Below are 15,546 nucleotides of genomic sequence, written 5' to 3'. Positions count from 1 at the left end.
GCGGTTAGTGCGGCGCGTCGAGGCTATCGATCTTGCGCAGCTTGGAAAAACCAAGCGCCCAGATGACCGCGACAGCAAGCGTGCCCGCCCCGCCGATGACAACGGCTGGCACGGCACCAACAACATGGGCCATGGTGCCGGCGCGGAATTCACCCAATTCGTTGGAGGCTCCAACGAAAACCATATTCACCGCATTCACACGCCCGCGCACCTCATCCGGTGTCCAGAGCGCGATCAGGGTCTCGCGCACATAAACCGACACCATGTCCGATGCTCCCATGACCACCAGCGCGGCAATGGACAGCCACGCGGTTTGCGAAAGCCCGAAGACCACGGTGGAAACGCCGAAGAAGCCGACGCCGACGAACATCAGCAAGCCCGCATGGTGGCGAATGGGCTTGAATGCCAGAATGACCGCAACGGTGATGGCCCCGATGCCGGGTGCGGCGCGCAGAAGCCCGAGACCCCATGGGCCAAGCGTCAGCACTTCCTTGGCAAAAATCGGCATCAACGCGACGGCACCGCCCAGCAGCACCGCGAAAAGATCGAGCGAAATGGCGCCAAGAACGATCTTCTCCTGCGAGATGAATTTGAAGCCGGCCAGCATTGTTTCGAGGGTGACGGCTTTTGCCGGACCACGCTGTTCCGGCTTGCGGATCGTCACCGCCAGCGTTGCGGAGAGGACGAAAAGCACAAGCGCCACGCTATAGGCGATGGAAGCGCCGAGACCATAAAGCAGACCGCCGGCAACAGGCCCCAGAATGGACGCCATCTGCCAGGAAGAGGAATTCCAGGCGATGGCGTTCGGCAAATCCTCAACGGGCACGAGATTGGGCGCCAACGACTGGACTGCCGGCCCCATGAAGGCCCGCTCTATGCCGAAGACAACGAGAATGGCAAAGACCGGCCAGGGAGAAAAGCTGTGTGTCAGCGTAAGACCCAGAAGAGCCACAGCACACAGCGCCGCGACCAGAAGACATATGGCCATGATACGCCGGCGATTATGCCGGTCGGCGACCGTTCCCGTAACAAGGATCAAAAGCAGAGACGGCAGAAACTGGAAGAGACCGATCAGGCCGAGATAAAAGGCGTTGCCGGTAACCTCATACATCTGCCAGCCCACGGAGACGCTGACGATCTGAATGGCGAAGGCCGAGAAAAACCGGGCGCTGAAAAAACGGCGATAGGAACTATGCCGGAAAGCACCGAAACGGTTTTCGGCGGAAGGGAGGGACATCGGCTGAGTGCTCGCGAGACAATATGAGATGACTGCAATAGAGCGATATCACAGGAATCGCCAGCCCTCCTCTTCAGCGGGACGGCGAAAAGTGTGAGCGGTATTCGTCTGAAATCCCGCGATGACCGCAGCCGATCAGACCAAAGATCATTACGATCCGGCGCAACACTTGCCGGTTCACGCGTCAATGTCTAAATGTCTTGCAACCAAGATACGGAGATATTGATGCTTGCCCTGTTTCAGACCATCGATCTGGCCTTGAACCTCTATACGTGGGTGCTGATCGCCAGCGCCATTTTTTCCTGGCTTTACGCCTTCAACGTCATCAATTCCCGCAACCAGTTCGTGAACGCCATCGGGAGTTTCCTGGTCAATGTCACGGAACCGGCCCTGCGCCCCATCCGCCGCATTCTGCCCAATCTCGGCGGGATCGACATTTCGCCGATCATCCTGCTGCTGATCATCTTCTTCATCCGCTCCTTCATGTGGAACACGCTCTATCCGATGACCGTTTGAGCAGTCTCTGGAAAAAGCACGATGATCATATCCACCTGTCCGTTCGCCTCACACCGAATGGCGGGCGGGATGCGATTGACGGCGTGGAGCAGGATGCGGACGGAAACGCGCATCTGAAGGCCCGCGTCAGCGCCGTGCCGGAAGGCGGCAAGGCGAACAAGGCCCTGATTGTTTTGCTGGCGAAAAAACTCGGCCTGCCCAAATCATCCATCACCTTCATCTCAGGCGAAACAGCGCGCAAAAAAATCCTCCGGATCGATACCGACCCGGAGGATTTCGAAAAGCTCTTTAAAAAGCTGGCGGGTTAGGCCTATCAGCCCTGCGCCTTGTAGCGCTCGATGGCTTCGACAATCAGCTTCTTGGCGACGTCTACGTCCTGCCAGCCGCCCATCTTCACCCACTTGCCGGGCTCCAGATCCTTGTAGTGCTCGAAGAAGTGCTCGATCTGCTTCAGCGTGATTTCCGGCAGGTCCGTGTAGTTGTGGACCTTGTCGTAACGGCGCGTCAGCTTCGGAACCGGCACGGCGAGGATCTTCTCGTCCTTGCCGCCATCATCTTCCATGATCATCACGCCGATGGGGCGAACGTTGATCACGCAGCCGGGAACCAGCGGGCGGGTGTTGCAGATGAGAACGTCGATCGGGTCGCCATCGTCGGACAGCGTGTGCGGCACGAAGCCATAGTTACCCGGATAGGTCATTGGCGTGTAGAGGAAGCGATCGACGATCAGCGCACCGGCGTCCTTGTCCATCTCGTACTTGATCGGCTGGCCGCCAACCGGCACTTCAACGATAACATTTACGTCTTCCGGCGGATTCTTGCCTATGGAAATTGCATCAATACGCATTCGCTTCCCTCATTCGGCGGGTTGGATTTGGTTTTCGATACTGGGAAAGTCGCCGCATTGCAACATGGCTTTGGCCGGATAAGGCAGAATGGGCGATTTGATGCCATCGCGACGAAGCATCGCCCGCTGCAAAATGAAAACGGCGCGAACTCCCTCTATCAGTTCCAGACGAAACCGACCTTGCGAAGCGACTTGCCGTCAAAATCTTCCATGCCTTCGGCAATATCCCGGCCGCCATGCGAGCGGAAAAAGCGATTGGCGACGTCGCTATCCTCGAGGCACCAGACAACGATGCCGTTGCAGCCAAGTGAAGTCAGCAATCTGCGCGCTTCCGTGAAAAGCAGCGAGCCGAGGCCAATACCCTGATATTCAGGCCGGAGATAAAGTTCGTAAATCTCGCCGTCCTGCGGCAGCCCACGCGCCCGGCTTAAGCCCAGCGTCGCATATCCGGCAACCACACCGGCCACTTCCACCACCAGCATGGTTGCGGAGCCCTTGGTCGCCTTTTTCCACCAGACTTCGCCACGGCGCTCCAGCATCTGCGTCAACGGCCTGTGCGGGATAAGCCCCGCATAGGCCTGTTGCCACGACAGACGGTGCGCCTCTGAGATGGCGCGCGCATCATGCGGTTCAGCACGGCGAACATCGATGGATAACGTTTTCATAACGCGATTCTGGCCCCGGCCACGGAAACTTACCAGTCATAAAGGTTAACGCCGGCAAGCTTACCCACAGCCTATTCATGTGGACGACCAGAAAAAATTAACGCATCCTTAACCTTTGGCAAAGCGCCTTTCGACTCATGCACACATAAAAACGAATGCATAAAAAAACCCGGCGCGAGGCCGGGTTCTTTGAAATTCGTGGCGTAGAGCCAATCAGACAGCGAGCTTTGCCTTTTCGAAACGCTTGCGGTCGTTGGCGTCCAGGAACATCTTGCGCAGGCGGATGGACTTCGGCGTCACTTCCATCAGCTCGTCTTCCTGGATCCAGGAAAGAGCGCGGTCGAGCGTCATGCGGATCGGCGGCGTCAGCTTCACGGCTTCATCCTTGCCGGCGGCGCGGATGTTGGTCAGCTGCTTGCCCTTCAGCACGTTCACTTCGAGATCGTTGTCGCGCGTGTGAATGCCGATGATCATACCTGCATAGACCTTTTCACCCGGCTCGATGATCATCGGGCCGCGATCTTCCAGGTTGAACATGGCGTAGGCAACTGCCTCGCCCGAACCGTTCGACAGCAGAACGCCGTTGACGCGACCGGCGATCTGGCCCTTGAAGGGCTGATAGTCATGGAACAGACGGTTCATGATCGCCGTACCGCGCGTGTCGGTCAAAAGTTCCGACTGGTAGCCGATGAGGCCACGGGTCGGGGCATAGAACTTCAGACGAACGCGATTGCCGCCGGAAGGACGAAGCTCGGCCATTTCAGCCTTGCGCTCGGACATCTTCTGGACGACGACGCCGGAATGCTCTTCATCGACGTCGATCACGACTTCTTCGATCGGCTCCAGCAGGGTGCCGTTCTCATCCTTGTGCATGACGACGCGCGGACGCGAAACGGCGAGCTCGAAGCCTTCGCGACGCATGGTTTCGATCAGAACTGCCAGCTGCAATTCGCCACGGCCGGAAACGAAGAACGAGTCCTTGCCTTCAGCCTCTTCAATCTTCAGCGCGACGTTGCCTTCGGCTTCCTTGAACAGACGGTCGCGGATGACGCGCGACGTTACCTTGTCGCCTTCGGTGCCGGCGAGCGGGCTGTCGTTAACGATGAACGACATGGTAACGGTCGGCGGGTCGATCGGCTGCGCGGTCATCGCTTCGGTGACGGAGGGGTCACAGAAGGTGTCGGCAACAGTGCCCTTGGAAAGACCGGCGATGGCGACGATGTCACCCGCATGGGCCTCATCGATCGCGGTGCGCTCGATGCCGCGGAAGGCGAGGATCTTGGAAATACGACCGGTTTCGATCGTCTTGCCATCCTGGCCAAGCACCTTCACGGCCTGGTTCGGCTTGATCGAACCAGAGGCGATGCGGCCGGTGATGATACGGCCGAGGAAGGGGTTGGCTTCGAGGATCGTGCCGATCAGACGGAACGGACCTTCTTCGACTGTGGGCTCTGGAACATGTTCGAGAACCAGATCGAGCAACGGTGCAAGACCCTGATCCTTCGGACCTTCCGGGTTGACGTTCATCCAGCCGTCACGGCCAGAACCGTAAAGGATCGGGAAGTCGAGCTGCTCGTCGGTAGCATCGAGGTTTGCAAAGAGGTCGAAGACTTCGTTGATGACTTCTTCATGGCGGCCATCCGGACGGTCGATCTTGTTGATCGCGACGATCGGACGAAGACCAACCTTCAGCGCCTTGCTGACGACGAACTTCGTCTGCGGCATCGGACCTTCGGAACTATCGACCAGAACGATCGCGCCATCCACCATCGACAGGATACGCTCGACTTCACCGCCGAAGTCGGCGTGGCCGGGGGTGTCAACGATGTTGATGCGAACACCCTTCCACTCCACCGAGGTCGCCTTGGCGAGAATGGTGATGCCACGTTCCTTTTCGAGGTCGTTGCTGTCCATTACGCGCTCGGCGACACGCTGGTTGTCGCGGAACGAGCCGGACTGCTTCAGAAGCTCGTCCACGAGCGTCGTTTTTCCATGGTCAACGTGCGCGATGATCGCGATGTTGCGAAGTGCCATTGTTCAAAATCTCTGAGGTTGGGCGCCACTATCGTGAGATGCGCCAATTTAGTTTGGCGCGCTCATAACCTTTTTTTTGCAAATGCGAAAGGGGGGGGCCTTGTCATAAGCCCCCTGCGCTCCGGTTCTAGCTCAGAAATATGACAGTCTTTTATAACGTGCTCTTATACGAGGCCGCGCTTCAACAGCATGGCGTCCGGGCTCGGCATCTTGCCGCGAAACGCGAGATAGGCCTCCTCCGGATCGATGGAACCGCCGACAGAATAGATATTGTCCTTCAGCCTGCGCGCCATCTCGCCATCGAAGGGATTGCCGGTTTCCTCGAAGGCCGAAAACGCATCGGCATCCAGCACTTCCGACCACATGTAGGAATAATAGCCGGCGGAATAGCCATCGCCCGAGAAGACGTGCTGGAAATGCGGCGTCGCATGCCGCATGACGATGGACTTCGGCATGTTGAGGGCGGAGAGCACCTCGCCTTGTACGACCATGGGATCGCTCACGCTGCCCCGGGTGTGGAACGCCATGTCGACGATAGCCGAAGACGTGAACTCCACCGTGCTGAAACCGGCATTGAAAGTTTGAGCGGCCAGAACCTTGTCCAGCAGCGCTTTCGGCATCGGCGCGCCGGTCTCGTAGTGGAGCGCGTATTTTTCCAGAATTTCCGGCACCGTCAGCCAGTGTTCGTAAAGCTGCGACGGCAATTCGACGAAATCGCGCGAGACCCCCGTCCCGGAAACGGAAGGATAGGTCACATCAGATAACATGCCATGCAGCGCGTGGCCAAATTCATGAAACAGCGTGCGCGCATCATCAAGCGAAAGCAGCGCGGGCTTACCCTCAGCCGGTTTCGCGAAATTGCAGACATTGTAGATGATCGGAATTTCACCGACCGTTCCGCTCTTCAGCGGCAGCTTGTGCTGCGACTGGAACGAACTCATCCATGCACCGGATCGCTTGGAGGGGCGGGCAAAATAATCGCCGAGGAACATGGCCTTCAGATCGCCCCTGTCGTCGCGAATTTCGAAAACCCGCACATCCGGGTGATAGGCGGCAACGCCCTTCACTTCAACGGCACGAATTCCAAACAGCCGCGCGGCGACATCGAAGCAGGCCTCAATGATCTTTTCGAGCTGCAGATAGGGCTTCAATTCCGTCTCGGAGAAGCTGAATTTCCGCGCGCGCAACTTTTCGGCATAGTGCCGCCAGTCCCAGGGCAGCACCTCGTGATTCCTGCCCTCCTCGGCGATGATGGCGGCAAGTTCGGTCTCTTCCTCGCCCGCGCGGCGCACGGCCTTTTCCCAGACCTGACCCAGAAGGCCGTTCACGGCATCCGGCGTCTTCGCCATCGTGTCATCAAGCTTGTAAGCGGCAAAATTCCCGTAACCGAGAAGCTTGGCTTTTTCCTCACGCAGTTCGAGCGTGCGGTGAACGGTCTCTCGATTGTCGGTCTCGCCACCGTTTTCGCCGCGCGCCACCCATGCCTTGAAGGCCTGCTCGCGCAGATCGCGACGTTCGGAAAAGGTGAGGAAAGGCTCGATGATGGAACGGGAAAGGGTAACGGCAAATTTGCCGTCCTCGCCATGCTCACGGGCCGCACCCGCCATGGCGTCGCGCAGAAAGCCGGGAATGCCGGCAAGTTCCTCTTCGGTGGAAAGCAGGAGCTTCCAGTTCTTTTCATCCGCCAGCACATTCTGCCCGAACTTTGCACCGAGACCGGCCAGCTCCTCATTGATCGCCGCCAGCCGTTCCTGCCGGTCTTTCGGCAACTTCGCGCCGGAGCGTACGAAACCCTTCCAGTGCCGCTCGAGAACACGGCTTTCCTCGCCCGTCAGCCCCAGCGTCTCGCGCTTTTCCCACAATGTATCGATGCGCTTGAACAGCGTTTCGTTCATGCCGATCTTCGAATAGTGCCGCGACATTTTCGGCGCAATCTCCCGCTCCAGCGCCTGGATCACGCCATTGGTATTGGCGCCTGCCCTGTTCCAGAACAGCGCCGAAATGCGCGAAAGCTCGTCGCCGGCGATTTCAAGCGCGGTCACGGTGTTTTCGAAACTCGGCGCCTGCGCATTGCCGGCAATCGCATCGATTTCCTGTTCATGGGAGAGAAGCGCTGCCTCGAAAGCCGGAGCGAAATCCTCATCTTTGACCGCATCAAATTTGGGCAAACCGTTGTGACCGTCCCAGGTCACGAGGGCGGGATAAAGCGTCGTCTTGGATGGCATTTCGTCTTCCTTGTACAATTCCGGTTTAAGCCCATATGGGCACGCCTCCACCGCCAATTCAATATGCCCGGCGGAGATGACAGGCCGCGTGAAAAAAACGGGGAAGTCCGATCTTTTTTGCTTCAGCGTAACAATCGGCGACTATATTGCGGGCCGTCCGACAACCGAATTGACGCATACTTTACTCGATTTTCGACAATATGATTTGTGTACCATTGATTATCGCCCGGAATTTAGTAAGGCTGACTTACGAAAAGGCGAGACATGGGCACGAAACGCGAAAAAGATTCATTGGCATTCTTGCTGAACAGCAGCGCACGCCTGCTGAACAGTGCGTTTGAGCGCCGAATTTCTGAAGCTGGACTGGGTCTTACCCCCGGCGAAGCCCGCGCATTGCTGACGGTTGCCGTCGTTGATGGCAGCAAGCAGTCGGATATCGCCGCCCGGCTAGGCATCGAGCCGATGACGATCTGCGCCTATCTCGACAAGCTGCAGTCCCTCGATCTCATTGAGCGCCAGCAGGACCCGCAGGACAGGCGTTCCAAGCGCATCGTACTGACGAAGAACTCCACCGAGATGCTGGAAGCCGTGCGACAGGAAATCGATGAACTCGTCCGTCACGCCACGCAGGGCCTGAACGAGGAGGAGGTCGCGCTTTTCCGCAGCTTCCTGCAGACGCTTCGCAACAATCTCCAACCGGAACAGCCCGGCCAGAGCTGCTGACCTCAATGTCACCAGAAACGATCATGTCCAGAAAGCGCACGGCCATGCTCGGTGCGCTGCTGACGGCGCTGGCGCCAATTTCCATGGCCATCTATACACCGGCCATGCCGGAGCTGACGCGGGTTTTCGCCACGACAGAGTCCGCCATAAAACTCAGCCTCTCGCTTTATTTTGCGGGTTTCGCGATCGCGCAACTGCTCGCCGGCCCAGCCTCCGACGCCTTCGGGCGGCGCAAGGCAAGCCTCGTTTTCCTGTCCATCTTTCTGGGCGGCGGATTGCTTGCCATTTTCGCACCGACAATCGAAGTGCTGCTCTTTGCCCGGCTTATCCAGGGCATCGGGGCCTCCGTCGGGATGACAGTGGCGCGCGCCGTGGTGCGCGACCAGTTCACCGGCGCCGATGCTTCCAGCATCATGAACCTCATCGGTATCATGCTGGCCGTTGGCCCCGCCATGGGCCCGACAATCGGCGGGCTTTCACTTGCGGCTTTTGGCTGGCAATCGGTATTTTTCCTCATGGCCGGCCTCGGGGCTCTGGCCATCTTCTCCGTCGTGGTTTTTCTGCGCGAGACGACGATCCCGGACAAGAGCCTGATCCGCCCACGTCGCCTTTTGTCGGCCTATCAGACCTTGCTGAGCGCGCCGCGCTTTCTTCTGGCCGCACTGGTGCTTGGCGGGTCCATCGGCGCGCTTTATGCGCAGGCCACCATGCTGACCTTCATCCTCATCAACGAGGTCGGCATGACACCCACCGCTTTCGGTGTTGGCATGCTGATGCAGACTGGTGCTTATTTCTTCGGCTCCATTGCCCTGCGTTATATCGCACCGCGACTGGGTGACCGTCGTTCGGTCGTCCTCGGTCTCTGTTTTTCGGCGGCAGGCGGTCTTCTCATTCTGCTGTCAGTGTTCCTGATACCCCCATCCTTTCTCTCGATCATGGGACCCGTGGCCGTCGCGACGATCGGCATTGCCTTGCTGACGCCTTCGATGGTAACGGCAGCCCTTGCCCCTTTTCCGCATATTGCCGGCTCGGCCTCGGCAATGATGGGCTTCATCCAGATGGGTTCTGGTTTTGCGGGCGGCGCTGCCGCCTCGGTCATCGGCTCGCCACTCACCGGCTTCGGCATCATCATTCCGGTGATGGAGTTCACGGCCGTTGCCAGCTATATCGGCTTCCGCATCGTTTCCAGAAGAGAGACATAAAAAACCCGCCGGCGTCACCGCCCGCGGGTTTCATTATTTCCATTCCAGCAGAATTATTTGCTGAGGTTACGCTTGGCCAGTGTGCGCAGGCGCAGCGCATTGAGCTTGATGAAGCCCGCTGCATCCTTCTGATCGTAAGCGCCGTGGTCGTCCTCGAAGGTCACCAGCGCGTCGGAATAAAGCGACTTGGCGCTCTCGCGGCCGGTTACCATGACATTGCCCTTGTAGAGCTTCAGCGTCACTTCACCTTCGACATGTTCCTGGCTCTTGTCGATCAGTGCCTGCAGCATTTCACGCTCGGGCGAGAACCAGAAGCCGTAATAGATGAGCTCGGCATAACGCGGCATCAGCTCGTCCTTGAGGTGGGCCGCGCCCCGGTCGAGCGTGATGGATTCGATGGCGCGATGTGCAGCCAGCAGGATGGTGCCGCCGGGTGTCTCGTAAACGCCGCGCGACTTCATGCCGACGAAGCGGTTCTCGACCAGATCGAGACGACCGATGCCGTTTTCACGGCCATAATTGTTGAGCGTGGCGAGAAGCGTCGCGGGCGACATTTCAACACCGTTGATGGAGCAGGCATCGCCCTTGCGGAAACCGATCTTGATGACGGTTGCCTTGTCAGGAGCGGCTTCCGGAGAAATGGTGCGCATATGCACGTACTCAGGCGCTTCCTGTGCCGGGTCTTCCAGAACCTTGCCTTCGGAAGAGGAATGCAGGAGGTTGGCATCGACGGAGAAAGGCGCTTCGCCCTTCTTGTCCTTGGCGACCGGGATCTGGTGCTGTTCGGCGAAGTTCAGGAGGTCGGTACGGCTCTTGAACGTCCAGTCACGCCAGGGCGCGATGATCTTGATGTCAGGGTTCAGCGCATAGGCCGAAAGCTCGAAACGAACCTGGTCGTTGCCCTTGCCGGTGGCGCCATGGGCAATGGCGTCGGCGCCGGTCTTCTTGGCGATTTCAATCAGATGCTTGGAAATCAGCGGACGGGCAATCGAAGTGCCGAGCAGATAGACGCCTTCGTAGACGGCGTTGGCGCGGAACATCGGGAACACGAAATCACGCACGAACTCTTCGCGGACGTCCTCAACGAAGATTTCCTTGATGCCCAGCATCTCGGCCTTCTTGCGCGCCGGCTCAAGCTCTTCGCCCTGACCGAGATCGGCAGTGAAGGTCACGACTTCAGCGCCGAGTTCCGTCTGAAGCCATTTCAGGATGATCGAGGTGTCGAGACCGCCGGAATAGGCGAGAACGACTTTCTTAACGTCTTTCGGGAGTGCCATAGTGATGTCCATCTGCATGATGACGGCATCAGGACACCGCCATTTCCTCGGGATTTCGGCACTTTTACAGTGCAACCCGAAATGTGTGAAGCGCTTTTCCGTGAGATAAGCGACAAAACAATTGATGGGCGCGTATGACGATGGGCGATGACCGGCCGCGCCGACGGGAACGAAGCAATTGTCACATGCATTTAGAAAATTCGCGCTTTATCATAAAGCGGCGCGATCGACTTGAAGACCGTGAATGAAGCCACTCAGGTTCAGGCAACGTTGCAAACCGCTGGAAACAGCAGAAACGACGCGAAGGAGAAACCTATGACGACCATCCACCCCGCATTCAAGGAAGATAATGTCGCTGTCATAACAGGTGCGGCATCCGGCATCGGACTTGCCGCCGCCCGCAAATTCGCCACCTTTGGCATGAGCGTCGTGCTCGTCGATCTTGATGGCGAAAAGCTCGCCGCAGCCCATGCGGATATTCTGACTGTCGCCAAGGACGGTGAAGCGCAGATCGTCGCCATCCCGACCGACGTATCGAAACTCGATGAGCTGGAGGCGCTCGAACGCGCGGTTATCCAGCGTTTCGGGCGTGTCCACGTCCTCATGAACAATGCCGGCATCCAGCCGGGCAGCGCCATCTTCGGACCGCAGTCCAACTGGGAAAAAATTATCGGCGTCAATCTGATGGGCGTCGTGAACGGTAGCCGCGTTTTTGGCCAGGGCATGATCGCCCACGGCGAGCCGGCGCTCATCATCAATACCGGCTCGAAACAGGGCATCACCACGCCTCCCGGTGATCCCGCCTATAATGTCTCGAAGTCCGGCGTCAAAACCTTCACGGAGGCGCTTCAGCACGAATTGCGTAATGTTCCGAACGGTGCGGTTTCCGCCCATCTCCTGATTCCCGGTTTCGTTTTCACCGGCCTCACCGCCCATGGCAGGACGGAAAAGCCTGAAGGCGCATGGACCGGCGAACAGACCGTCGATTTCATGCTTGAGAGCATCGGCCGCGGCGATTTCTACATTCTCTGCCCGGATGGCGAGGTAGACCGCCCGACGGATGAAAAGCGCATTCTCTGGGCGGCCTATGACATCGTCCAGAACCGCCCCCCGCTGTCGCGCTGGCACACGGAATATTCCGCCGCCTTCACCAGCTTTTTGAAAAACTGAACTTTCAGCCGCCGTGCCTGAAAGGTGCGGCGGCTATTCTCTCCCGCAGGCGCGTCGCCGTTCAAAAACATTGGCAGAAGCACGAAACCGCGTTAAGCAACGGCAATCTCCAGAATTTACGGGTGCCGCGATGGATTTCGTTCCAAGCCTGCCAACACTGATCGCCTTCACCATCGCCATTCTGCTTCTGGCGGTGACGCCGGGTCCTGATATGACGCTCTGGATCAGCCGCTCCCTGCGCGAAGGCCGGGCGGCGGGCTTCATGACGCTGGTGGGAACAAACATCGGCATCACCGTGCATACGATGCTGGTCGCTTTTGGCGTCGCCGCCCTCATCGTCGCCTCACCGACCGCCTTCATGATCCTGAAAACAGGCGGCGCCGCCTATCTGGTGTGGCTCGCCATCCAGGCGATCCGCAAGGGCTCGGATTTCGTGATGGTGAAAAGCACCGGCGAAAGGGCGCAGGCCTCCCTGAAATCGGCCTTGCTGAACGGCATCTGGGTCAATCTGCTCAACCCCAAGGTCATCATCTTTTTCATGACCTTCCTGCCGCAATTCGTCAGCGCCTCCGATCCGCATGTGACCGGCAAGCTGATCTTCCTCGGCATCTGGTCGATCATCGTCGCACTGCCGATCGGCATCGGCATTGTTGTCGCCGCCGATGTTCTCTCCGCGTGGCTGCAACGCAACCGGAAGGTTCTGCGTGGATTGGATTACACGATCGCCGGCGTCTTCTCGATTTTCGCGGTCAAGATTTTCTTCACGCAAACGCGCTGAGGGCAAACAAAAAAGGCGCCGGAAGGCGCCTTTTTGCGATCAACCGATGAGCAACTCGTCATCATCAAGCTTCTGGCCCCGTATCTTGCGGAACATGTCGATCAGGTCTTCGACCTCGAGATCCTTGCGGCTGTCGCCGGAGACGTCGAGCACGATTTCACCGGCATGCAGCATGATCGTGCGGGTGCCGTAATCCAGCGCCTGACGCATGGAATGGGTGACCATCAGCGTCGTCAGCTTGCGCTCCGACACCACCTTGCGGGTCAGCTCCATCACGAATTCCGCCATGCCGGGATCAAGTGCGGCCGTGTGTTCATCGAGCAGCAACACGTCCGAGCCGGATAGCGTCGCCATGACAAGCGACACAGCCTGCCTCTGGCCGCCCGACAGAAGATCCATGCGGTCCTTCAGTCGGTTTTCCAGACCGAGGTTGAGCGAGGCGATACGCTCCTTGAAGAAATCCCGCCGCCCGCGCCCAAGCGCCGGCAGAAGGCCGCGGCGTTCACCACGCGATGCCGCGAGCGCCAGATTTTCCTCGATGGTGAGCGCACCGCAGCTGCCCGCCAGCGGGTCCTGAAATACACGCGCCACCCGCCCCGCCCGGCTGGCGGTCGGCTTGCGGGTAACATCGGCGCCGCCGATCATCACCTTGCCCGCCGTCGGCAGGACATCGCCCGCCAATACGCCGAGCAGCGTTGATTTACCTGCACCGTTGGAGCCGATGACGGTGACGAAGGAACCATCCTCGATGGTAAGGTCAATCTTGGACAGCGCCTGTTTTTGCAGCGGCGTGCCGCGCCCGAAAACGACCTGGATATCGGAAAGGGAAATCACGATGTTGCCCCCCCACGGCGGAGTCGGGGCAGGATCAACGCGATGGCCACCAATACCGCCGTTACGAAATTGAGATCGGATGCCTTGAGACCCAGCACATCGCTCGACAAAGCAAGCTGGATGGCTAGACGATAGGCGATTGAGCCGAAGACACATCCGATAAGGGCAATCAGAATGCCGCGCGCACCGAACAGCGTCTCACCGATGATGACGGCGGCAAGCCCGACGACGATGGTGCCGACACCGGAGGTCACATCGGCAAAACCATTGGTCTGCGCAAACAGCGCGCCGCCGAGGGCGACCAGCGCATTCGAAAGCGCCATGCCGAGATAGATCTGGTCACCGGTCTTCACACCCTGCGCCCGCGCCATCCGCGCGTTGGCACCGGTGGCCCGCATGGCAAGGCCGGCATCGCTTTCAAGAAAACGCCAGACGAGAATGACCGCGATCAGCACCAGCGCGCCGACAAAGAGCGGCCGCACCAGATATTCCGAAAGGCCGAGGCCGTAAAACGGTGAGATCATCGTGTCCTGATTGAGCAGCGCCACATTCGGCTTTCCCATCACCCGCAGATTGACGGAAAAAAGCGCGATCATCGTCAGGATCGAGGCAAGCAGGTTGAGAATCTTGAAACGGACGTTGAGCGTTGCGGTCACGATCCCGGCGGCAGCACCGGCAACCATTGCAATCGCCGTCGCGACCCAGGCATTCAGACCGGCGATGATCAGCACGGCAGCCACAGCGGCGCCAAGCGGAAAAGAACCGTCCACGGTCAGGTCAGGAAAATCAAGCACGCGGAAAGCGAGGTAGACGCCGATCGCCACGAAAGCGAAGACCAGTCCCAGCTCCACGGCACCCCAGAAGGCGATTTGGCTCACGGTAATGTCCTTGTTATTGCCGCCATCAGGCGGATACGGGCACCGTCTCGTGCCACGTAAAACGGGCGGCGAAATGCCGCCGCCCGCAATTCAGTCTGGTTTCGGTTAGTCGATGACCTTGGTGGCGCGCTTCGTGACGCTTTCGGGGAAGGTAACGCCAGCCTTTTCAGCGGCCTTCTTGTTGATCACCAGATCAGTACCGACAGCAACGGTTGCCGGAATGTCGCCCGGCTTTTCACCCTTGAGGATGCGGACGACGACCGCGCCGGTCTGTTTGCCAACGTCGAAATAGTTGAAGCCGAGGGCCGCAACCGCACCGCGGGCAACGGAATCCGTATCGGCGGCGTAGAGCGGGATCTTGGCTTCGGAAGCAACGCCAGCTGCCGCTTCGAAAGCGGAAACGATGGTGTTGTCGGTCGGAACGTAGATCACGTCAGCCTTGCCGACCAGCGCGCGGGTTGCGCCCTGCACTTCGGCGGACTTGGTGGCGACGGATTCGACGATCTTGAGGCCAGCCTTTTCAGCTTCAGCCTTCAGCAAAGCGAGCGTCGAGGCGGAGTTGGCTTCGGCCGAGTTGTAGATGAAGCCGATGGACTTGGCGTTCGGCGAGATTTCCTTGATGAGCGCCAGATGTTCACCAACCGGCAGCATGTCGGAAAGGCCGGTCACGTTGCCGCCGGGCTTTTCCATGCTCTTGACAAGCTGTGCACCAACCGGATCGGAAACGGCCGTGAAGACGACCGGGATATCACGCGTGGCGGCAACGACGGCCTGAGCGGACGGCGTGGAGATCGGCACGATGACATCAGGAGCGTCGCCCACGAACTGACGCGCGATCTGCGCTGCGGTGCCGGGATTGCCCTGCGCGGACTCGTACAGGAACTTGAGGTTCTCGCCTTCCTTGTAACCGGCTTCGGCAAGGGCGGCCTTCACGCCATCGCGAGCGGCATCGAGCGCCGGATGTTCAACAATGGCGGTGACGGCGACGGTGACGTTTTCGGCCTTGGCCGGCAGAACGAGGGCGCTCGCGGCAGCGAGAGCGAGAATGAATGCGCGCATGGATATCCTCCTGTTGGTTCCCTGTTTTCGTCTTCTTAGGAACAAGACAGTCTGAAATCAATCAGAGAACCGCTGCAAATCAAGCTTTATGGCGCAATTGC

The 15,546-nt window shown here is 58.9% G+C and carries 15 protein-coding genes; 6 read left to right on the top strand and 9 right to left on the bottom strand.

What is annotated here, in order from left to right:
* Positions 1-4 precede the first annotated feature (4 nt).
* On the bottom strand, positions 5-1,237 hold the full coding sequence (locus QRN60_RS19860) for an MFS transporter (protein ID WP_129564791.1): 1,233 nt from the start codon (positions 1,235-1,237) through the stop codon (positions 5-7).
* A gap of 225 nt (positions 1,238-1,462) precedes the next feature.
* Here QRN60_RS19860 and QRN60_RS19855 point away from each other — a divergent pair, with 225 nt between their 5' ends.
* Entirely contained in the window at positions 1,463-1,753 is a 291-nt protein-coding gene (locus QRN60_RS19855; RefSeq protein WP_003492418.1) for a YggT family protein, read from the top strand.
* On the top strand, positions 1,750-2,061 hold the full coding sequence (locus tag QRN60_RS19850; protein WP_165000607.1) for a DUF167 domain-containing protein: 312 nt from the start codon (positions 1,750-1,752) through the stop codon (positions 2,059-2,061). The genes QRN60_RS19855 and QRN60_RS19850 overlap by 4 nt, the downstream gene beginning before the upstream one ends.
* Before the next feature lie 5 nt (positions 2,062-2,066).
* Here the strand turns inward: QRN60_RS19850 and ppa are convergent, their stop codons facing one another.
* From ppa to QRN60_RS19830, 4 genes are all read right to left on the bottom strand, one after another.
* Positions 2,067-2,600, bottom strand: a complete 534-nt coding sequence (ppa, locus tag QRN60_RS19845; protein ID WP_003505020.1) for an inorganic diphosphatase — start codon at positions 2,598-2,600, stop codon at positions 2,067-2,069.
* Between the two features lie 158 nt (positions 2,601-2,758).
* Positions 2,759-3,265: a GNAT family N-acetyltransferase gene (locus tag QRN60_RS19840; RefSeq protein WP_003523484.1), complete on the bottom strand. Its 507-nt coding sequence runs from the start codon at positions 3,263-3,265 to the stop codon at positions 2,759-2,761.
* 213 nt (positions 3,266-3,478) lie between these two features.
* A complete protein-coding gene (gene typA, locus QRN60_RS19835) occupies positions 3,479-5,299 on the bottom strand; it encodes a translational GTPase TypA (RefSeq protein WP_003492424.1) in 1,821 nt (606 codons plus the stop codon).
* Between the two features lie 164 nt (positions 5,300-5,463).
* A complete protein-coding gene (locus tag QRN60_RS19830; RefSeq protein ID WP_129564794.1) occupies positions 5,464-7,524 on the bottom strand; it encodes a M3 family metallopeptidase in 2,061 nt (686 codons plus the stop codon).
* A gap of 264 nt (positions 7,525-7,788) precedes the next feature.
* Between QRN60_RS19830 and QRN60_RS19825 the strand changes: the two genes are divergently transcribed.
* Entirely contained in the window at positions 7,789-8,247 is a 459-nt protein-coding gene (locus QRN60_RS19825) for a MarR family winged helix-turn-helix transcriptional regulator (protein ID WP_003505026.1), read from the top strand.
* 5 nt (positions 8,248-8,252) lie between these two features.
* The gene (locus tag QRN60_RS19820) at positions 8,253-9,449 is read left to right on the top strand and encodes a multidrug effflux MFS transporter (RefSeq protein WP_173992189.1); all 1,197 of its coding nucleotides are present in this window, start codon (positions 8,253-8,255) and stop codon (positions 9,447-9,449) included.
* 53 nt (positions 9,450-9,502) lie between these two features.
* On the opposite strand, the gene QRN60_RS19815 is transcribed toward QRN60_RS19820, so the two are convergent.
* Entirely contained in the window at positions 9,503-10,726 is a 1,224-nt protein-coding gene (locus QRN60_RS19815; RefSeq protein ID WP_003505030.1) for an argininosuccinate synthase, read from the bottom strand.
* A gap of 315 nt (positions 10,727-11,041) precedes the next feature.
* On the opposite strand from QRN60_RS19815, the gene QRN60_RS19810 reads away from it, so the two are divergent.
* Entirely contained in the window at positions 11,042-11,896 is an 855-nt protein-coding gene (locus QRN60_RS19810) for an SDR family NAD(P)-dependent oxidoreductase (RefSeq protein ID WP_003505031.1), read from the top strand.
* A 130-nt stretch (positions 11,897-12,026) separates the two neighbouring features.
* Complete coding sequence (locus tag QRN60_RS19805; protein ID WP_003505033.1) at positions 12,027-12,674, top strand: LysE family translocator; 648 nt, start codon at positions 12,027-12,029, stop codon at positions 12,672-12,674.
* Positions 12,675-12,713: 39 nt separating this feature from the next.
* On the opposite strand, the gene QRN60_RS19800 is transcribed toward QRN60_RS19805, so the two are convergent.
* The 3 genes from QRN60_RS19800 to QRN60_RS19790 form a co-directional block, all read right to left on the bottom strand.
* On the bottom strand, positions 12,714-13,508 hold the full coding sequence (locus QRN60_RS19800; protein ID WP_003523190.1) for an ABC transporter ATP-binding protein: 795 nt from the start codon (positions 13,506-13,508) through the stop codon (positions 12,714-12,716).
* On the bottom strand, positions 13,505-14,386 hold the full coding sequence (locus QRN60_RS19795; protein ID WP_020813325.1) for an ABC transporter permease: 882 nt from the start codon (positions 14,384-14,386) through the stop codon (positions 13,505-13,507). The genes QRN60_RS19800 and QRN60_RS19795 overlap by 4 nt, the downstream gene beginning before the upstream one ends.
* 105 nt (positions 14,387-14,491) lie before the next feature.
* The gene (locus QRN60_RS19790) at positions 14,492-15,445 is read right to left on the bottom strand and encodes an ABC transporter substrate-binding protein (RefSeq protein WP_060725386.1); all 954 of its coding nucleotides are present in this window, start codon (positions 15,443-15,445) and stop codon (positions 14,492-14,494) included.
* Positions 15,446-15,546: the final 101 nt, after the last annotated feature.

Origin of the sequence: Agrobacterium sp. CFBP2214 (assembly GCF_030209895.1) — a bacterium.
Classification (GTDB): domain Bacteria; phylum Pseudomonadota; class Alphaproteobacteria; order Rhizobiales; family Rhizobiaceae; genus Agrobacterium; species Agrobacterium radiobacter.
The sequence above is the reverse complement of the archived record's forward strand: the minus strand, read 5'-3'. Positions and strand labels throughout refer to the sequence as shown.

Coding starts and splice junctions, on each gene's coding strand:
- QRN60_RS19860 (WP_129564791.1), bottom strand. CDS start 1,237: ATGTCCCTCCCTTCCGCCGAAAACCGTTTCGGTGCTTTCCGGCATAGT.
- QRN60_RS19790 (WP_060725386.1), bottom strand. CDS start 15,445: ATGCGCGCATTCATTCTCGCTCTCGCTGCCGCGAGCGCCCTCGTTCTG.
- QRN60_RS19820 (WP_173992189.1), top strand. CDS start 8,253: ATGTCACCAGAAACGATCATGTCCAGAAAGCGCACGGCCATGCTCGGT.
- QRN60_RS19830 (WP_129564794.1), bottom strand. CDS start 7,524: ATGCCATCCAAGACGACGCTTTATCCCGCCCTCGTGACCTGGGACGGT.
- ppa (WP_003505020.1), bottom strand. CDS start 2,600: ATGCGTATTGATGCAATTTCCATAGGCAAGAATCCGCCGGAAGACGTA.
- QRN60_RS19840 (WP_003523484.1), bottom strand. CDS start 3,265: ATGAAAACGTTATCCATCGATGTTCGCCGTGCTGAACCGCATGATGCG.
- QRN60_RS19815 (WP_003505030.1), bottom strand. CDS start 10,726: ATGGCACTCCCGAAAGACGTTAAGAAAGTCGTTCTCGCCTATTCCGGC.
- QRN60_RS19810 (WP_003505031.1), top strand. CDS start 11,042: ATGACGACCATCCACCCCGCATTCAAGGAAGATAATGTCGCTGTCATA.
- typA (WP_003492424.1), bottom strand. CDS start 5,299: ATGGCACTTCGCAACATCGCGATCATCGCGCACGTTGACCATGGAAAA.
- QRN60_RS19805 (WP_003505033.1), top strand. CDS start 12,027: ATGGATTTCGTTCCAAGCCTGCCAACACTGATCGCCTTCACCATCGCC.
- QRN60_RS19825 (WP_003505026.1), top strand. CDS start 7,789: ATGGGCACGAAACGCGAAAAAGATTCATTGGCATTCTTGCTGAACAGC.
- QRN60_RS19855 (WP_003492418.1), top strand. CDS start 1,463: ATGCTTGCCCTGTTTCAGACCATCGATCTGGCCTTGAACCTCTATACG.